The following is a 19,593-nucleotide window of genomic DNA, read 5'->3' on the forward strand; positions in this document are numbered from 1 at the left end:
ACGATCAACATGAAATCAGTATTCTTTAAATATACACTGCTGGCCGGCATGATCTGTTCGGTGTTCAGCTGCACCAAACTGGACGAAACATTTTACGACAGGGGCACTGATGAGAACTTCCTCAAAACAGAAGATGAGCTCAACGCATTTGCCAACGGCGCTTATGCTAAAATGCGCGGGTACCGCGACAGCTACTGGAAAATGAATGAAGTAACCACCGATGAAACTACCGTGCCATCGCGGGGGGCCGACTGGAACGAGGGTGGGCTTTGGCGCGTGCTTATCAGCCATGAATTTCCCATCACCCACCAGTATATCAACGACATGTGGAACTTCATTTACCGCGATGGGGTGAACCCTGTGAATGCCATCCTGCAAAAGCTGGAAGGTTCTTCCGTGGTGCTGTCTACCAAAGACCAGATCATTGGGCAGATGAAAGTACTGCGGGCTTTTCACTACTACCTTGCTATGGATGCCTTTGGAAATGTGCCGGTTGTTACTTCTTTTGAACAAACAACGCCGCCAAAGAATACGCCGCGCGCAGAAGTGTTTACGTTCATTGAAAAGGAGATAAAGGATAACCTGGCCGTACTGCCATCTGCCCTGGATACAAAGAACTATGGTAAAGTAACCAAAGGCATGGCTTTCATGCTGCTGGCAAAACTGTATGCCAATGCGGAGGTATATACCGGTACCCAGCGCTGGGCCGATTGTATTCGTATGTGCGATTCCGTTACTGCCATGGGGTACCAGCTGGAACCGGATTATTTTTCTAATTTCTCTACCAAAAATGAAAATTCAAAAGAGAATATTTTCGTGGTACCCTATGATGCCATCAACGCCAAAGGCATGATGCTGCACTATCTTACATTGCACTACAACAGCCGTTATACCTATGGGCTGCCCAGTTCGCCCTGGAATGGCTGGTGCACGCTGAAAGCGTTCTATGAATCGTTCGACAACGACGACAAGCGTAAAACCATGTTCCTGGAAGGACAGCAATACGCGCAGGATGGTACCCCGCTGAAAACAGAGCAGGGCGCTCCGCTGATCTTTACCAGCACTATAGGCGACCTGGCCAATGCTACGCAAACAGAAGGGGTGCGTATCGTTAAATATGAGATCCAGAAAAATACCGCTTATGCAGACCAGGATAATGACCTTGTTATTTTCCGTTATGCAGATGCGCTCATGCTCAAAGCAGAAGCATTGCTGCGTACCGGCCAGGCCGGTCCTGCGCTCATCCTGGTAAACCAGGTGCGTGCCCGCAACTTCGGCACTCCTAAACCGCTGCTTACCCTTACTCCCGATAATCTCCTGGCAGAGCGTGGCCGTGAGTTTATATGGGAAGGTTGCCGCCGGCAGGACCTGATCCGCTTTGGTAAATGGAACAGCGCTTGGCAGTTCCACCCGGCTGATCAGCCTTTCCGCCAGTTGTTCCCTATTCCCCAGGCACAACTGGATGCCAATCCTAACCTGGTACAGAACCCGGGCTATAAATTATAAAAAGAATAAACAGGGGGGAACAGCGTCCTCCCTGCTATTCAAACCATAGTGTGATACAGTTCCCTATGGCATCTATCAGCTTCCTGTCTTTTACCAGGTCCATCTTCCAGCCGCTTTTGGCACAACGGATAATCCCGATGGCTTCATCATTGAGCGTCACTTCCGCTTCATAGCACACGCCATTGGCGCAGGTTTCCGATATAGGCACTGCTTCTCCTTTATAGCTTTTACCATCCAGTTCAAATTCAATCGGGATCACATCACTTTCCAGTTGTGCAATGAATTTTTTCAGGAAGGCGATCAGGTGCTTTCGCTGTGTTGGCCCCGAGGCGCTCCATTTATTTTTATCAGCGCGCTTGTGGGCGATTTTGAATTTAAGCCCCGTCATCGTAGTGGCGTAATCGTTAGCATCCAGTTTCACCGCGCTCTGATGCGCCAGGATATACCAGTGATAAGCCGTGCCCACCGGTACACCCGAGCCTTCCGGTGCATGCCCGGTTCTGCGTTTGGTGACTGCATAGGATATTTCCCAGAGATCAGGAGTGATCTTGGTTTCTTTCCAGTCGCCCTGATCATAATGCCAGTGATGCCCCCTGCCTATTTGTACGCCGGTATATTGTTTGTCGCCAAATGTTTTGAACCGGTCAAATGAAGTAACCTTTCTTTTCTTGGTAATGGTACCTGCCTTTTTAGCCGCTGCTTTCTTAGGCGCTGCTTTTTTCGGCGCAGCACTGCGGCTGCTTTTTCGCGTACCGGGTTTCCTGGTTTGAGTAGTAGCCATTGTATACGGATTTATAAGTAACAAAAGTTGGGTATACATAAGAGAGTGTCCAAAAAACAAACCATGTTGCATGCGTGGCATAACGTTTGGATTTTACTTTTCCTATCAATACCTGGCGACTATGGCAAATTTAAACGGACACATGGTTTTTGAAGCGGCAGTACACAACAGTGAAGCGCATGCTTTTTACCGGGAGGCGCTGCTGCATTTACATGAAAGCGGGGCGGATTTTATGCTGGGTGGGGCGTTTGCCATGTTCCACTATACGGGTATTTACCGCGACACCAAAGACCTGGATATCTTTTGCAAATGGACAGAATATCCCAAAATCCTGAAATATTTCAGTAAGCTGGATGGTTATGAAGTAGAGCTCACCGATGTTCGCTGGCTGGCAAAGGTGTTCAAAGGTGAATACTTCATTGATATCATCTTTGATACCGTCAATAACATTTGCCGGGTAGATGACACCTGGTATGAACATGCAGTAGATGCCATTTTTGAAGGAGTGCCGGTAAAGCTGATATCGCCGGAAGAACTCATCTGGTGCAAGATTTATGTACAGAACAGGGAGCGGTACGACGGGGCAGATGTAAACCATATCATCCTGCGGTATCACCCGCTGAACTGGAAACGGATCCTGTTCCGCCTTGATCAGCACTGACATTTGCTGTTACAGCAGCTGATCAATTTCCAGTTTGTATACCCGGCAGATTTTCATCGCATCATTCCCCGGTGGCTTTTTGCGGAAATGATGCAGCGGGCGCTGGAGCAGTATGAGCTACCACCGCCAACAGAAAGGGTTTGCCGGGGACCGGTGATAGACCAGACACAATACGCTACCGATATAAAAGAATGGGATTATAAATCGTCTACTATAAAAACCGTTTGACATGGCAGCAGAAAAAAAAGCAACAAGGATAGCAGCAGTGGGGGATCTGCACATAGGCTCCGGCGACAAAGGTAAATGGACCGATTACTTCGGGGAAATATCCTCAAAGGCTGATGTGTTGCTTATTGCCGGCGATCTTACAGATACCGGCGATGAATCGGAAGCGAGGGTACTGGCCGGTGAGCTGGCGGCATGCACCATCCCGGTAATAGCCGTATTGGGGAATCATGATTATGAAAAAGGAAGACATAAGTTGATCAGGCAAATTATTCAGGAGGTTCGTGAGGTACATATCCTGGATGGGGAATGTACAATGGTTAACGGCATAGGATTCGCTGGTGTAAAGGGATTTGGCGGAGGGTTCGACGGGCATATGCTATCCATGTTTGGCGAAGAGGAGATGAAAGCTTTTGTGCAAACCGGTGTGGATGAGGCACTGCGGCTTGACAGGGCGCTGGCGCGGTTGGATCAGGAACATCCTGATATTACAAAGATCGCCTTGATGCATTATTCACCTGTATTGGATACGGTAATAGGGGAGTCTGAACAGATCTATCCTTTCCTGGGTTGCTCCCGGCTGGCAGAACCGCTTACAAGGCGTAAAGTAGCGGCAACCTTCCATGGCCATGCACATGTGGGAAAGCTGGAAGGGCAGATCAATGGCCTCAAAGTGTTTAATGTGGCCAAACCTATCCTGTCTGAGGCCGGTTATTCACCAGCCTTTTTTTTATATGAAGTATAGGTTTGTAGAGATATTTACAGGTATTGTGCATTTTATTCTATAGTATATGAGCAGACAATTTACAAGCTATAGTGAGCTGATCTTCGATAAACTGCATAACTGGCTGATAGCAGCGGTGAAAATGACCCCCAATCTCGTACTGGCAGTGATCATTTTTACCCTGTTCTTATTGCTGGCGCGCCTCACGAGAAAGCTCTCCTATGGTTTTTCCCGCAAACTGTCTGAATCATCCGCCATTTCAGGCCTGGTATCCAGCCTGTTCTATGGTTTGTTCCTGTTGCTGGGATTATTTATATCGCTGAATATACTGCGGTTGGATAAAGCCGTTACTTCGTTGCTGGCCGGCGCCGGTATCATAGGACTGGCACTTGGTTTTGCTTTCCAGGATCTCACTGCCAATTTCATCTCCGGTATCTTTATCACTTTCAAAAAACCTTTTGATGTAGGGCATATTATAGAAACCAACGGGTTCACCGGCACAGTTGACGCTATACAGTTAAGATCCACAACAATGATCACCGCCGATGGCCTGCATGTTATTATTCCCAACAAGGAAATTTTCCAGAAGCCTATTATTAACCATTCACTTACACCCTTGCGGCGTATTGCGCTTAACTTCACCATTCCCTTGTCTGATAAGCTGACAGAGGCGGAGAAAATGATGACAGATATAGTGAAGGAAATGAAAGACGTAGTACCCGATAAGCCTAAAACCGTTTGGTACAGCGGTATTGAAGGAACGGCCGTTAAGGTGGCCCTTAGCTGTTGGGTGAGCAATAAGTCGGACGATGCCTATGAAAGAATTACCCATGAACTTATTACCAAAGTAACTACTTCTTTAAAAGCGGCTGGCCTGATGTAAAAGAACAGGGCCAGCTACTGCAGCTGGCCCTGTTCTTTTTATGGTCGCTGTACTTCCGTTTTAACCTCGTGGTTCCGGTCGCACCAGTGCCCGTTGCCATTCCACTGGCGTATAGCCATGCGGGTGAGTATCACATTGGCCGCAATAAATAATACGATCACCAGTATAGATGCTATCTTAGTGATGGTACGGAGGGACGGTTTTTTTGAAAAACCGCCAAAAACATAACCGATAATAAATACCATGCTGGCAGCAAACAGCACACGCAGCAGGATAATAATTCCAAATCCCATGATCATTCTTTTTTAAAGGTTATTTAATTTTACTCAGTAACAGCTGATCATCTGCCCGGCCCCAGTGTGGATATACACCTGTTCCGGGGTTGGCCAGCTTTTGCAGGCTTTCCGTAGCCAGTTTCTTTGCCAGTTCCTTATCACCGCCCCACATTTTAGGCGTATAATATTTTACCCATGCGGCTACGTACAATGCCCTGGGGTTACCTGGCTCAAGTGTTTGCGCCTTTTGCAGCATCTGCCCGGACAGTACGCCATATTTACGGCCGTATGTCATAGGGTTGATGAATACCTTGGTACGGTATATCATACTCAGTACCGTGTATACTTCTGCCATTTCCTTTTTCTGCGTGGTACTATCCAGCAGCGATAATGCTTTTTGTGCCTGTTCTTCACCGCGGTTGGCAAATGCTTCTATTTTGTCACCGTCATCCTGCAACAGGAAGCCGGTCTTTGCATTGCATAAAGCTGCATAATAAGGCGGCAGCCATGCCGGCTGGGCGGTAATACCGGAGAATGTTTTTTCCAATGCGGTGTAATCCTTTAGCGTTTGCGCCTGGTCCAGTTTGTTAACGGCTTGCTGTAGGGCATCTGATTGCGCCATAGCGCCATAGTAACCTGATATCAACAGTAATACGCAGATCAGCTTTTTCATGTTAATGTGTGTTTAGTGTTTATAAATTATTATTAAGAAAATCATCGGTACGGTCTATACCGAAACTCATAAATACCCCAATGAAATAACCACGTGTAGCCGGCAACGTTATAGGCTCCCTGAATTGCCCGTTTGCGCTGTATTGATAGCTGAACACCTGTTTGGTGCCAAAGAGATTGTTAACTCCCATGGCAAACCCCGAGAAATCTTTCCACTTGCGGTTTTTGAAAAAAGAGCAGAGGTAAGCTATATGCAGGTTGGCAATGTTGTAGGCTTTGGTGGTGCCCTGATCGCTAATGCTGCCTGCATGGATATTGTAGTAGGGGCGGCCTGTTGCCAGCGCCCAGGAAACATTTACGCTGGTGCTGATATCACGGAAAAACTTTTTGATAGCCACCGTGGTAGTGTGAGGCGCCGTAAACGAAGGCCGGAGCGCGTAGGGATAATCAAGAAAATCACGTTTGGTGTTCAGGTAGGTATATGTTATCCAATAGTCAAGGTCCCTGATACTTTTTTTATCCCGCCAGAAAAGCTCGAGTCCCTGCGCATAGCCGTTTCCGTTATTGCTTAATGCCGGTACGGTTTTTACCAGAGTATGATATTTTTTATAGTACAGCTCCGCCCGGAAGAAACGGTTGTTCGCCTTTTTTGTATAGTTCAGTACATAGTGGGTAGCGCTGGAAAAATCAAGATTACGTTGCTGGTATAGAAATTCATTGCCTGGTTCCTGGTAAAAGATACCATAGGCCAGGTTGAACTGGCTGGCATCCGGCAGGCGGTAGGCAAGACTTATCCTGGGCGCTGCCACCAGTTTGCGCAGCACGGATGAATACTCTACCCGCAGGCCGGCTTTGGCGGCAAGATCAGGCGCCAGGTAAATGTCACCTTCCGCAAAGGCGGCGGAGAGGTGGTCTGTTAAGGCAAGGACGCTGTCGTTCGACCGGCCTTTGTCGCCCGTATAGAAATGCTCCCCGCCAAAACGCAGTGCCTGTCCTTTGGAGAAAAAGCGCGTGAATACTACCCTTGCCTGCGCAAAGTTGGTATGAATATCCCTGCTGGCTGTTTTATAGGGGAGAGATGAAGAGGCGTTGTTGCCTTTGGCATCTGTGAGGCTGTTGGCCGTAGCTTCCCGGTTATAACTGTACACGGCGCCCAGTTCCATTTTCCAGTTATCGTCCAGGTAGCTCCTGAAGCTAAGGTTATTATAACTGTTCCAGCCACGTACATCATAGCCTGCATAAAGCGCAGCGCTGTCGATGTCCGGCTTGCGCATACCTACGTGGCTGTAGCTCCAGTTGCTGTATAGTTTGAGCATACCTGTTTTACCGGTGCGGATCCTGAAATTGAAGTTGCCATCGGAATAGGAAGGGCCTGCAAAATAATCCGGTACTTGTTTTACTATGCTGTTGTACAGCGACTGGTTGCTGTAATTCAGGTTCACGCCGTAGCTGCTTTTGTTATCCTTTGCCAGGTGTTGGAAACCTGCGCCCAGGTTGGAAGGAAATACGCTGAAGCTGGCGGATGTTTTTTCCGGCAGGTCTGTGCTTTCCATGATGAGTGCACTGCTCATGGCGGAGCCATATAACGCGGAGTAGCCGCCTGAACTAAAGAGGATACCTTTGAACAGGAAGGGATTGATCCGCGCATATTGCTGCACGCCGGGAACGGCGGGATAGTTGGGTGTTTTCAGCAAAGTGCCGTCAATGAACTGGCGGGTTTCATCCCCGGTACCACCCCGTACAAAAAGCCCTGATTGTTCTCCTATCTGCTGCGCTCCCGGGAGAGAACGCAGTGCCTGAGAAATATCTGCATTGCTGCCTGCCACGGTTACCGCATCAATAGGCGTTAGCGAAGCTCCTTTCGCGCGGTCGCTGGCTTCAAAGCTGCCAGCGCTTACCACTACCTCCTGCAGGGGGCGTTTACTTTTTATAGTAGTGTCCTGTTTGCTTTTTGCGGCAGTATCCTGTTTGCTTTGTGCATGCACAGCAAAAGGAAGCAGTATAATAAAAATGAGCCCTGTTTTCATGACAGTTAGTATTATAACCGCAAAGCTACCGGGATGTGCTACTGTAATTTTGGAGAGTAGACGGGATGGGAAAGTGTGGCGACAAAACAGGCACTCTTTATGATTGCAGCATCCTGTTTACATTCTCTTTATAGAATTCGCTTACAGGTATTTCAATGCTGCCTATGCATACCAGGTCGCGTTTTACGGCAGTGATCTTCTTTACCGCCACGAGATAGGATTTATGGGTACGGATAAAAGCGCCGGCGGGCAGTTTCTCTTCCATGACTTTCATGGTCATACGGGTAAGCACGGGCCTGGCATTGCCCGACAAATGTATTTTGATATAGTCTTTTAATCCTTCTATATAATTAATATCCGCAGTATGGATCTTTACCTGGGTGTATTCCACGTGCACAAAAAAGGAATGGTCTTCCGCCGCTACCGGTTTCCGCAGGCGGAACAACTCACTGGCACGGTTACACGCTTTCAGGAATCGTTCAAAAGAGAAGGGTTTGAGCAGGTAATCCACTACCTGCAGGTTGAAGCCCTGGAGCGCATACTCTTCATAGGCGGTAACAAGGATCACCAAAAGAGGCTGTTGCAGCGACTGCAGCAGTTGCAGGCCGTTCAGCCGGGGCATTTGTATATCCAGGAAAATGAGGTCAATTTGTTCCTGCTGCAATACTTCCAGGGCTTCCATGGCATTGCGGCAGGTTTTTACCAGTTGAAGGAAAGGCACCTGCCGGATATTATCTTCCAGCAGCTCTCTTACCAGTTGTTCATCATCTATGGCTATGCAACGTATCATGTGAGTGTTAGCGTTAAGGTGATATGAAACAGTGGTGGCTCATCCCTGATCAGCAGCTGGTGCCTGTTCGGGTAAAGCAGCTGTAGCCTTGTTTTAACATTCGCCAAACCAATGCCTGAATTTCCATCTTTGCTCGCATCCGGGTCATTGTCGTATTCATTCATTACTTCAAAGATAAGCACATCATCTTTTACAGCCAGCCGTATATCAATAGCAGGATGTGGCGTATAGCCGGTACCGTGCTTAAATGCGTTTTCTACAAAAGGGATCAGCAGCATAGGCTCTATTGTATAATTTCCTGCCGCTTCACTGCCGGCCATCTGTACTGTAACCGCCACTTCGCTGCCAAAGCGCAGCTGTTGCAAAGCAATATAGCTGTTGAGATAAAGGATCTCCTGCGATAGCAATACCTTCTTCCCCGTATCGTACAGCATATAACGCATCAGGTCGGAAAGCCGGATGAGCGCTGGCTCCAGCTGGTCTGATTTTTTCCTGGCAAGGGATACAAGATTGGTAAGCACGTTAAACAGGAAATGAGGGCTTACCTGTGAGCGCAGGAACTTCAGCTCAGAACTGAGCTGCTCCGCCTGTTGTTCTTTCTGCCGGCGCTCCGCACGCAGCATATCCGCCACGCGACAGTATATAAGGCTGATAAAGTAAATGCCCACCGACGGCCCGAATACAAATTTATACGCCGCTACATCATGCACTATACCGGGGAACCAGTGCGCCATAATGGTGTACTTTAATGGGAACGAACATCCTATCAGTACAACTACCGCCGGAAAATAAAGCCACCAGTAACGCCTGTTCCATAACCGCGGATATAATACAAAGGCGTGGATATAAAAGATGGCCATATGGATGACGCCGGAAATAGTAAAGAACAGGCCGGGCAGGTTGCCTAAGCGGTACCCGCTGGATGCGTTGGACACTATGTAGGGCAACAGCAGGACCATGCCCCATATAAGTATATGCAGCGCGATCGTGATTTTTTTTACGGAGATATTTTTTTCCATCAGCTGTATGGATAAAGCTACTGATTTTTATAAAGCTACCCGCATTAACGGCTCCCGGGTGCAGGAATAGACATCATCGGTAAATGTGCCGGCAACATCTGCATATGTTACGACAGGGAAGTATTTATTATATTCAGGGAAAATACCATTACTATAGGCGGGTACAATGATTAATTTTGAGGGATCATTACGATCTAAATTTCCTGTTATGATTAAACGCAGTATCGGGATGCTCTTATTGTTACTGAGCACCTCCCTGGTTTTTGCCCAGCAGTATGAAGCCAACTGGAACTCGCTCAACAAACGGGGCATCCCCTCGTGGTTCAGCAACGCCAAGTTCGGCATCTTTATTCACTGGGGCGTGTATGCCGTACCTTCCTATGCCGTGGTAGGGCCCGGCGGCTATTCAGAATGGTACTGGTATAACCTGCGTGGAACCAAAGAAGGTTCCCATGATAAAGTGCAGGCCTTTCATGATAAGAATTATGGAAAAGGCACACCGTACGAGAATTTCGAAAGCCAGTTCACCGCTTCATTGTATGATCCGCAGCAGTGGGCGCAAGTGTTCCGCCGCTCGGGCGCTAAATACGTAGTACTTACTTCCAAGCACCATGAAGGCTACTGCCTGTGGGATAACAAGCAAGCCAACGAGTCCTGGGGCCACTCCTGGAACGCTGTTACGGGAACGCCTAAACGTGATCTGCTGGGCGACCTTACAGAAGCAGTGCGTAAAGAAGGTTTAAAAATGGGATATTACTATTCCCTGTATGAATGGTTTAACCCGCTTTGGCTTAAAGACAGGCAACGTTATGTAAAAGAAGTGATGACGCCGCAGTTCAAAGACCTGGTAACCCGATACAAACCTTCCGTTATATTTTCAGACGGGGAATGGGAGATGAGCGATACCGCCTGGCAAAGCCCTTCCTTACTGGCCTGGCTGTTCAACGAATCGCCGGTAAAGAACGAAGTAGTGGTAGACGACCGCTGGGGCAGCAATACCCGCGGCAAAAACAACGGCGCTACCTATCTTACTTCTGAATACGGCAGCGGTATGCAGCCCGGGGTGATCTGGGAAGAAAGCCAGGGCATAGGGCAATCGTACGGCTATAACCGTATGGAAACTGCAGACGACTATAAAAAGAGCAGCGACCTGGTACTGATGCTGGTAGACATTGTATCCAGGGGTGGCAACCTCCTGCTGGATATTGGTCCCACTGCCGATGGCCGCATTCCCGTGATCATGCAGCAGAAACTGCTGGACATTGGCAAATGGCTGGAAGTAAACGGTGAAGCCATTTACGACTCCAAACCCTGGAAAGTAAGCCAGCAGTGGAGCGCAGGCAAACGCCCGGAAGCAAAGGAAGCCAGCTTTATGTCCGGCTATAACATTGCCAACCTCGTAAAGAAATCAGACCAGCATGCCAACGTGGAGTTATTCTTTACCCGGAAACCGGGCGCATTGTATTGCTTTGTACCAGGGTACAGGCAGCAGGTATTGATCCGCGACTATACACCGGCAAAAGGTGCAGTAGCCACCGTGCTGGGCAGCAGTAAAGCCATTAAATGGCAGCAGAAGGGGAAAGACTGCCTGGTGGACCTTTCGTCCCTGCGCCCCGGAGATGTGCCGGATGGCTTGCTGGTGGTGAAAATGAAAGGATAACATCAACCTTATATCATTTGCAGAGAGAAGGCATCCCGCCTTCTCTTTGCTATTTTTACCGTTACCGTAGTTTTCTTAAAAAAGAATTTTAAAAAGTATATTTTTAAAGGAACAGAAAACCAGTTCCTTTCCGATGTTTTCGAAATACAGCTACGGGTTGATAGTTTCCACGTTATTACTATCCTGCACCGCAAAGAACACTGCCCACCGCAGCTGGCAGGTGTATGGCGGCAGTAAGGAAAATATCCACTACAGCGCCTTAACACAGCTGGACACCAGTAATGTGGCACAGCTGAAAATAGCCTGGGAGTACCACACCCGTGATTCGGCAGACCGTACACAGATCCAGGTAAACCCCATCATAGTGGGGGAGCGGCTTTACGGCGTTTCACCACAGCTGAAACTATTTGCCTTACATGCGGCTACCGGTAAGCCCTATTGGGTGTTTGACCCCGTAAAGGCCAGCGATAAGAACACTTTCCAGTTCAACCCCTGCAGGGGCGTTACCTGGTATGAAGGAGATAATAAGGAACAATATATTTTCTATACCGCCGGCGGCCGGCTGTATTGTATTGATGCCCAAAACGGCCAGCCGGTTAAAGCCTTTGGCGATAGCGGTCACGTGGATCTTCACCGGGATATGGGCCGCAATATGGACCAGCTGGACATCACTTCCACCACGCCGGGTATTATCTATAAAAACCTGCTCATCATCGGCACCCGCGTGGGAGAGGCAGCAGGCGCCGCTCCAGGCTATATCCGGGCTTATGATGTACATAATGGCCGGCTGAAATGGATCTTTCATACCATTCCGCAACCTGGGGAAGATGGCTATGATTCCTGGAATGATAAAGATGCCTGGCAACATACCGGCGGCGCCAACTCCTGGGCAGGATTCAGCTTGGATGAAGAAAAAGGTATCCTTTACGCCCCGGTAGGATCTGCTACAGATGATTTTTACGGGGGCAAACGCCCCGGCAATAATCTTTTCGCCAATTGCGTGCTGGCACTGGATGCGGCCACCGGTAAAAGGATCTGGCACTTTCAAACGGTGCATCACGACCTGTGGGACAGGGACCTGCCAACGGCCCCGATGCTGGTAACTGTAAAGAAAGATGGCCGCAAAACGGAAGCCCTGGTGCAGGTGACCAAAACAGGATTTATTTTCCTGCTTGACCGGAAAACAGGCCAACCCCTGTACCCCGTAACGGAAACACCGGTGCCGGCAGATTCCGCGCTGCCCGGCGAATGGGTATCGCCCACACAGCCCGTGCCCACTTTCTTTCAACCGTTTGTGCGGCAATCGCTGCTGGAGAAGGACCTGAACACACTGGTACCGGACTCCTCCTATGCGGATATCCGCGCGCGGCTGGCCTCTTATAAAACCGGCCGCCTGTTCCTGCCGCCTTCCAAACAAGGCACGGTGATCTTTCCCGGCTTCGATGGCGGCGCAGAATGGGGAGGCCCTGCTGCTGACCCGGAAACGGGCATCCTGTATGTAAACGCCAGCGAAATGCCCTGGGTGCTCACCATGGTGGATACAAGGAACCAGCAGCCCCCAGCCACGGAAACACAGCTCCAGGCAGGGAAACGGTTGTACGCCGCCAATTGTATGTCGTGCCACGGCCCGGAGCGCAAAGGGGGCGGTAATTTCCCATCTCTCTTAAATATCCATACCAAATACACCGCTACCACTTTCACACAGCTGGTAAACACCGGCAGAAGGATGATGCCAGCTTTCAGGCAACTGGACAGCAGCGAGCAAAAAGCGCTGGCCGTTTTTGTACTGGACCTGAAAGCAAAACAACAGGATCCGTTTATTGCGCCACACAGGAACGTAGATGCATATACGAACTTACCTTATCATACTACCGGCTATAATAAATTTTTAACGAAAGAAGGATACCCGGCTGTAATGCCGCCCTGGGGCACACTGAGCGCCATTGACCTCAACACGGGAAATCTGCTTTGGAAAGATACGCTGGGCGATTATCCCGAACTGAAGGCAAAAGGCATTCACAGCGGTACGGAAAATTACGGAGGGCCGGTAGTTACCGCCGGCGGCCTGCTGTTCATAGCCGCAACGGCCGACAGCAAATTCAGGGCGTTTAATAAAAGAACAGGGCAGCTGCTATGGGAAACTGATTTACCAGCCTGTGGTTTTGCCACACCAGCGGTATATGAAGTGGATGGAAAACAGTTTGTAGTGATTGCCTGCGGCGGTGGTAAACTGGGAAAGAAACCGGGAGATGCCTATCTCGCATTTTCACTTTAATAGTATTTATTCAACGTTTAAAATCGCTTTGCTATGAGTATTTCAAGAAGAAATTTCCTGCTGAAAGGCAGCCTCGCTATTGCCGGCGCTGCATTATTGCCTGACCAGTTGCTGGCAGCCGCCGCACGCAAACCGGTGCTGGGCATACAACTGTATTCTATTCGTGACGACATGAAAAAGGATCCATCCGGAACCCTGAAACAGTTGGCGGCAATGGGGTATAAAAATGTGGAGCACGCAGGGTACAGCCAACGGAAATTCTATGGTTACTCCGCCAAAGAGTTCAAAAAACTCCTGGACGATCTTGGGCTGCTGATGCCAAGCGGTCATACCGTAATGGGCAAACAACACTGGGATGCGGCAAAGAACGATTTTACCGATGAATGGAAATATACCGTGGAAGATGCCGCTATTGTAGGGCAGCACTACGTGATCAGCCCTTGGCTGGATGAAAGTCTGCGTAAAAACTACGACGACTTCAAAGCCTATATGGATGTATTCAACAAAAGCGGCGCGCTATGTAAAAAATCAGGGATGAAGTTTGGTTATCATAACCATGATTTTGAGTTCAGCCAGCAGCTGAATGGCAAAAAGATCTTCGATCTCATTTTGCAGAATACGGATCCTTCCCTGGTAGCGCAGCAGCTGGATATAGGTAATATGTATCATGCAGGCGGTATTGCGCTGGATATCATTAAGCAATACCCTGGCCGTTTTGAGCTGATGCATGTGAAAGATGAAATTAAAACAGACAAAGGTGAAATGGGTGGTAAGTATGAAAGTACCGTGTTAGGTAAAGGCATTATACCGGTGAAAGAAGTGATTGATCTCGGCAAAAAATCCGGGGGCACCAAACACTTTATTATTGAACAGGAGTCCTACCAGGGACAGGCGCCACTGGATGCAGTTCGCGACGACCTGGCCGTGATGAAGAAGTGGGGATACTAAATTTTACAGTACAACGATAATGTTATGAAGATGAAAATGATGCCCGTTATGGCGGCGTTACTGTTATCCGTAAGCAATGGCTTTGCACAAACACCCCGCGCTTTTAAAACATGGACGCCGGCGGCTACCGACAGCGTGTATGCACTGGAAGGACAGGGGTGGAAAACAGGGATAAAGAATTATTACGACCGCCTGCCAGCAAGATCGGAGAAAGAAGTACGGCCGCCCGTATGGAACCTGTCTAATAACAGTGCGGGGCTTAGTCTGCGCTTCAGAACAGACGCCGATGAAATAGTAGTGAAGTACACCGTGACCGGCCCTGTAGCCATGCCTCATATGGCTGCCACCGGCGTGAGCGGTGTAGATCTGTACGCCAAAAGCATCGACGGCCAGTGGATGTGGTGCAACGGGAAATACAATTTCCGTGATACCATAGAATACCGGTTCTCCCGTTTGAAAAAGTATGATCAGCATGTAAAGAATATAGACTATACGCTTTACCTGCCATTGTATAACAGCGTTAAGTGGCTCTCCATATCGGTGCCGGAGGAAAGTATGCTGAAACCGTTGCCCGTACGTAAGGTAGCGCCTGTAGTAGTATACGGCACCTCCATTGCACAGGGCGCTTGCGCATCGCGCCCGGGAATGGCATGGACCAACATCCTTTCCAGGCAGCTGGAAACGCCGGTCATTAACCTGGCCTTCTCCGGCAACGGCCGCCTGGAACAGGAAGTGCTGGACAGGGTGGCAGAACTGGACGCCCAGCTGTTTGTACTGGATTGCCTGCCTAACCTCACCCGCGCAGAATATGCCGGTGCAGAACTGAAAAAACGTATAACCAATGCCGTTACATTCCTGCAAAAGCAAAAACCGGGTATCCCTATTTTGCTGACGGAGCACGACGGCTATACAGACGGTGAAATGGACTCCAGCCGCAAAGCCTCCTACACAAACGTAAACGCTACCCTGCGGGAAGTAATGGACTCCCTGCTGAAAGCAGGCGTAAAAAATATCAGTCTGTTAACAAAAGATGAAATAGGGCAGGACATAGAAAGCATGGTGGATGGCACGCACCCCAACGATATCGGCATGATGCACTACGCCAACGCCTATACGAAAAAGATCCGCAGCATTTTTCACGCGGAAGGAGGTAATACCGTTACTACCACGCCCATTACCCAACGCCGCGATGCCGCTACCTACGACTGGGAAACCCGGCATGAAGAGGTGCTGGCATGGAACAAAACACACTCGCCCAAAGTGGTGTTCATGGGCAACTCCATTACGCATTTCTGGGGCGGCAACCCGGTGGCTAAAGTACGCAGGGGTACCAGCTCATGGGATAAATACTTTGAGCCCAAAGAGGCCATTAATATGGGCTTTGGATGGGACAGGGTAGAAAATGTATTATGGCGCGTACAACACGGTGAGCTGGATGGCATCACGCCCCGGTACATTGTGTTAATGATAGGCACCAATAATCTCCAGGCTAATACCGATGAGGAAATTGCCTCGGGCATTAAATACCTGCTGCAACAGATCCAGGCCCGGCAAGCCTCCGCCAGGATCATCCTGATGGGTATTTTGCCACGCCGCAACATGGAAAGCAGGGTAGTGGCCATTAACAAACTGATCGCAAAGCAGGCATCCGGTAAGAACATCCAATTCGTGGATGCGGGTAAACTGTTCCTGCAACCCAACGCCAAAATTAATGAGCAGCTCTTCACCGACGGGCTGCATCCCAACGAAACGGGGTATGAGAAATTAGGCAGCTTGATTAACAGGTATCTAAAGGTGCAGAATAACTAGTATTTAAAAAGAAGTAATAAAAAAACGGCGACCGGTTATTATTCCCTACATTCGATGAAAATAACCGGCAATTCTTGACAGTCTCATCAGAATAGGAAGGAAAGTCAGCATAAATATTTTGCATGAGCACTCATTATAATCAGTCGCCACATTTTATTATCGCCATAGGTGCTTCTGCCGGTGGTTTGGAGGAATTACAGTCTTTTTTTGATCATACGCCGCTGGCGCAAGCCTCTTACGTGATTATACAACACCTTTCTGCTGATTATAAAAGCCGGATGGCGGAAATACTTTCCCGGCATAGTCAGTTAAAGGTAACGGAAGCTGTCAATAATCTGCTCGTAGAGCCAAACCAGGTATACCTGATTCCCAGTCAGCAGTGTATGACTATACAGGATGGACGCCTGTTGCTGAAAGATAAGAACAGCAGCTCCGCTCCCCATAGAACTATCAATACTTTTTTCAACTCACTCGCTGCAGATAGTGAGTATCATATTATTGCTGTGATACTTTCCGGCTCCGGTGATGATGGCAGCGAAGGTATTGTGAATATCAACAGGGCAGGAGGGTTAATCATTGTACAGGACCCGGATACTGCACAATACAACAGCATGCCCCTGGAGGCCATCGCTACCGGGGTAGCAGATCATATACTGGCGCCGGCAGATATGCCGCTGGTGATCACACAGTACGTAAACAAGGCGAAGAGAAGTATTTTGCCTCCCGCTACGCAGGCAATGGAAGATAAAAGTGTGATTGCTATTATTGACCTGATCAGGGAGCGTTTACCATTTGATTTTTCAGAATATAAGCCCACCACCATCTTGCGGCGTATAAGGCGGCGCATGGTATATCTGGCTTTAGATACAGTGGAAACCTATTATCAATACCTGCTGGTACACCCCGGAGAAGTGGAAACGCTGGCCCGGAGCTTTATGATCAGTGTATCTGCTTTCTTCAGGAATCTGGAGGCTTTTGAAGTAATGGCTGAAACCGTGCTGCCTGAAATAGCGGAAAGAAAGAAGGAAGGGGAAGAAATGAAGATCTGGGTAGCAGGTTGCGCCACCGGGGAAGAAGCCTATACTATGGCGATCCTTGTACACGAACAGTTAGAAAAAACAGGTAAGGATATTCTTGTAAAGGTATTTGCTACTGATATCGATAAATCTGCATTGGAGTTTGCCGGTAAAGGTTTATATGGCGATACCATCCGGAACGAGCTATCAACAGAACGGCTGGAGAAATATTTTAACCGGGAAGGTAATAGCTATCGCATCAAACAGCATATCCGCAAAATGCTGATTTTCGCACAGCATAATGTGGTAAAGAATCCGCCGTACTGTAACATGGACCTGATCAGTTGCCGTAACCTGCTCATCTACATGAATGTATCCCTGCAGAAGAAGGCGCTTTCGATGCTGCATTTTGGGCTTAGTCCGAGCGGATACCTGTTCCTGGGTGCCAGTGAGAATCCCGGTATGTTACTACCCCATCTCACAGAAATTAGTAAGAAATGGAAAGTATACCGTAACCAGGAATCGGCCAGGTCAGTAAGGTTCGACATATTTACTCCTGTGATGATAGAGGGGAACAGCCTGACGCCTTTAATTCCATCAAAAAAAAGTGGTAATACTGGAAAAAGAAGTATTATGTTGGAAGAAGTAAATGAAATGTTGCTGGAAGAAGTAAACGTTGCCGGTATGTGTGTGGACCAGGATAACCAGGTCGTTAAATATTTCAGCAAGGTAGAACACTTCCTGTTACCGCAGATTTTCAGCTTTGACCTGATACAGCTGCTGCCAAAATCGCTTGGCGTGGTATATGTAACAGCCGCCAGGCAGGCTAAAAAAGATAATGAGCGGGTAACCGTAACAGGTATTCGGGTGGCAGATTACGACCCCGCAAAAGTAGTAGATCTTACGATCCGCCCGCTCAAGGCAAGGGAAGGAGGACGCTCTCTCTTCCTGGTGCTTTTCAGCGAAAATAAAGAAAAACAAGAACAGGAAGTACAGCCTTTCGACGTGCAAACATATCTTAATGCTGGCATGCAAAGCCTGGAAGAGGAACTAAAAGATACCCGCGAACGGTTACAGGAAGCTACAGAAAAGCTGGAAGCCTCCAATGAAAATATGCAGTCGTTTAACGAAGAACTTGTTTCCGCCAACGAAGAAATGCAAAGCGCCAATGAAGAGATGCAATCGGTAAATGAAGAGCTGCAAACCATTAATACCGATTACCAGCTGAAAATAAAGGAGCTCAATGCACTGAACGATGACATGGACAATTATTTCAGGAGCGATCTCAATGGGCAACTGTTTGTAGACAACGACCTGCTGCTGAAAAAGTTTTCTCCTGCTGCAGTAAAGCACATCAACCTGCAGGAAAGTGACATCGGCAGACCCATTCAGCATATTACTATCAATTTTAAATACGATTCCCTGGAAGACGACCTCCGGATGGTAATTCAAAATGGTACGGTATTGCAGAGAGTAGTGGAATCGTTAAATGGCAACTGGTACCAGATGATGATAATGCCCTATATCCGGCAACTGGATCATGTACAGAACGGAGCGATTATTTCTTTTAATGATATCACCCTGTTGAATAAAGCGCAAATGGAGTTGAAGCGCTCTAACCTGAGTTTGCAACGTATTAATGAGGACCTGGATAATTTTGTGTATTCCGCATCTCACGATCTGTTAGGACCACTTACCAATATAGAAGGCTTGGTGAAATTGCTGAATGAGAAGCTGGACATGGGAGACAGTGAGATCCTTCTGTATACAGATATGATCCAGACCTCCATTGTCAGGTTTAAGGAAAACCTGCGGGAATTGGCCGAAGTAGCAAAAATTGAAAGCGAATCGATGAAGGAAACCCCGGAAGTTGACATTACTTCCATACTGGATGAAGTGTTGTTTAGCATCCAGGATAAAGTAAAGGCTGCTAATGCGGTAATTGTAAGTAGTCTGACAGAAAGCCACCTGGTTTTCTCTAAGAAAAATTTTCGCAGCATCATCTATAATCTCCTGACCAACGCCATCAAATTCAGGTCGCCGGACAGGCCGCTCAAAATTCATGTCAGTACCCGCAGAGAAAACGGATTCCTGTTGCTGGAAGTAAAAGACAATGGCATCGGGATAGAACGGAATAAGCTGGAAACCGTATTCCATATGTATAAGCGCCTGCATCCGGAGATGGAGGGATTAGGTATCGGCTTGTTCCTTGTCCGGAAAATTGTAGACGCGTCCGGCGGCATGGTAGAGGTAAACAGCATACCACAGGAGGGAACTACCTTTAGAATCCTCTTCAATTCCAAGCTGATGCAGGACTGACAA

Annotated in this window: 16 protein-coding genes; 10 read left to right on the forward strand and 6 right to left on the reverse strand. The window is 48.3% G+C overall.

Annotation, left to right across the window (positions count from 1 at the left end; translation table 11 throughout):
- Positions 1-9 precede the first annotated feature (9 nt).
- Positions 10-1,506 carry a RagB/SusD family nutrient uptake outer membrane protein gene (locus FN124_RS13465; protein WP_142685225.1) on the forward strand — a complete coding sequence of 499 codons (1,497 nt, stop codon included), beginning with the start codon at positions 10-12 and terminating at the stop codon, positions 1,504-1,506.
- Positions 1,507-1,540: 34 nt separating this feature from the next.
- Here the strand turns inward: FN124_RS13465 and FN124_RS13470 are convergent, their stop codons facing one another.
- A complete protein-coding gene (locus FN124_RS13470) occupies positions 1,541-2,287 on the reverse strand; it encodes a hypothetical protein (protein WP_221887772.1) in 747 nt (248 codons plus the stop codon).
- A gap of 121 nt (positions 2,288-2,408) precedes the next feature.
- Between FN124_RS13470 and FN124_RS13475 the strand changes: the two genes are divergently transcribed.
- From FN124_RS13475 to FN124_RS13485, 4 genes are read left to right on the forward strand one after another with little or no spacing between them, the layout of a single operon-like run.
- On the forward strand, positions 2,409-2,948 hold the full coding sequence (locus FN124_RS13475; protein ID WP_260607420.1) for a nucleotidyltransferase: 540 nt from the start codon (positions 2,409-2,411) through the stop codon (positions 2,946-2,948).
- Positions 2,949-2,951: 3 nt separating this feature from the next.
- Positions 2,952-3,176: a hypothetical protein gene (locus FN124_RS31420; protein WP_260607421.1), complete on the forward strand. Its 225-nt coding sequence runs from the start codon at positions 2,952-2,954 to the stop codon at positions 3,174-3,176.
- Position 3,177: 1 nt separating this feature from the next.
- Positions 3,178-3,918 (forward strand): metallophosphoesterase family protein, encoded by a 741-nt coding sequence (locus tag FN124_RS13480; protein ID WP_142685226.1) that lies wholly within the window; start codon positions 3,178-3,180, stop codon positions 3,916-3,918.
- Between the two features lie 46 nt (positions 3,919-3,964).
- The gene (locus FN124_RS13485; RefSeq protein ID WP_142685227.1) at positions 3,965-4,780 is read left to right on the forward strand and encodes a mechanosensitive ion channel family protein; all 816 of its coding nucleotides are present in this window, start codon (positions 3,965-3,967) and stop codon (positions 4,778-4,780) included.
- Between the two features lie 38 nt (positions 4,781-4,818).
- Here the strand turns inward: FN124_RS13485 and FN124_RS13490 are convergent, their stop codons facing one another.
- From FN124_RS13490 to FN124_RS13510, 5 genes are all read right to left on the reverse strand, one after another.
- Positions 4,819-5,073: a hypothetical protein gene (locus tag FN124_RS13490; RefSeq protein WP_142685228.1), complete on the reverse strand. Its 255-nt coding sequence runs from the start codon at positions 5,071-5,073 to the stop codon at positions 4,819-4,821.
- Between the two features lie 19 nt (positions 5,074-5,092).
- Complete coding sequence (locus FN124_RS13495) at positions 5,093-5,728, reverse strand: hypothetical protein (protein ID WP_142685229.1); 636 nt, start codon at positions 5,726-5,728, stop codon at positions 5,093-5,095.
- Positions 5,729-5,747: 19 nt separating this feature from the next.
- Entirely contained in the window at positions 5,748-7,754 is a 2,007-nt protein-coding gene (locus FN124_RS13500; protein WP_142685230.1) for a TonB-dependent receptor plug domain-containing protein, read from the reverse strand.
- A gap of 97 nt (positions 7,755-7,851) precedes the next feature.
- Positions 7,852-8,544: a LytR/AlgR family response regulator transcription factor gene (locus FN124_RS13505; protein ID WP_142685231.1), complete on the reverse strand. Its 693-nt coding sequence runs from the start codon at positions 8,542-8,544 to the stop codon at positions 7,852-7,854.
- Positions 8,541-9,563, reverse strand: coding sequence for a sensor histidine kinase (locus FN124_RS13510; RefSeq protein ID WP_142685232.1), 1,023 nt, complete (start codon positions 9,561-9,563; stop codon positions 8,541-8,543). The genes FN124_RS13505 and FN124_RS13510 overlap by 4 nt, the downstream gene beginning before the upstream one ends.
- A gap of 208 nt (positions 9,564-9,771) precedes the next feature.
- Here FN124_RS13510 and FN124_RS13515 point away from each other — a divergent pair, with 208 nt between their 5' ends.
- The 5 genes from FN124_RS13515 (at position 9,772) to FN124_RS13535 (ending at position 19,590) form a co-directional block, all read left to right on the forward strand.
- Positions 9,772-11,223 carry an alpha-L-fucosidase gene (locus FN124_RS13515; RefSeq protein ID WP_142685233.1) on the forward strand — a complete coding sequence of 484 codons (1,452 nt, stop codon included), beginning with the start codon at positions 9,772-9,774 and terminating at the stop codon, positions 11,221-11,223.
- 133 nt (positions 11,224-11,356) lie between these two features.
- A complete protein-coding gene (locus tag FN124_RS13520) occupies positions 11,357-13,498 on the forward strand; it encodes an outer membrane protein assembly factor BamB family protein (protein WP_142685234.1) in 2,142 nt (713 codons plus the stop codon).
- Positions 13,499-13,531: 33 nt separating this feature from the next.
- On the forward strand, positions 13,532-14,446 hold the full coding sequence (locus FN124_RS13525; protein WP_142685235.1) for a TIM barrel protein: 915 nt from the start codon (positions 13,532-13,534) through the stop codon (positions 14,444-14,446).
- Between the two features lie 24 nt (positions 14,447-14,470).
- Entirely contained in the window at positions 14,471-16,255 is a 1,785-nt protein-coding gene (locus tag FN124_RS13530; protein ID WP_142685236.1) for an SGNH/GDSL hydrolase family protein, read from the forward strand.
- Between the two features lie 122 nt (positions 16,256-16,377).
- Complete coding sequence (locus tag FN124_RS13535; RefSeq protein WP_142685237.1) at positions 16,378-19,590, forward strand: chemotaxis protein CheB; 3,213 nt, start codon at positions 16,378-16,380, stop codon at positions 19,588-19,590.
- Positions 19,591-19,593: the final 3 nt, after the last annotated feature.

Origin of the sequence: Chitinophaga polysaccharea, from assembly GCF_902150045.1 — a bacterium.
GTDB lineage: Bacteria > Bacteroidota > Bacteroidia > Chitinophagales > Chitinophagaceae > Chitinophaga > Chitinophaga polysaccharea_A.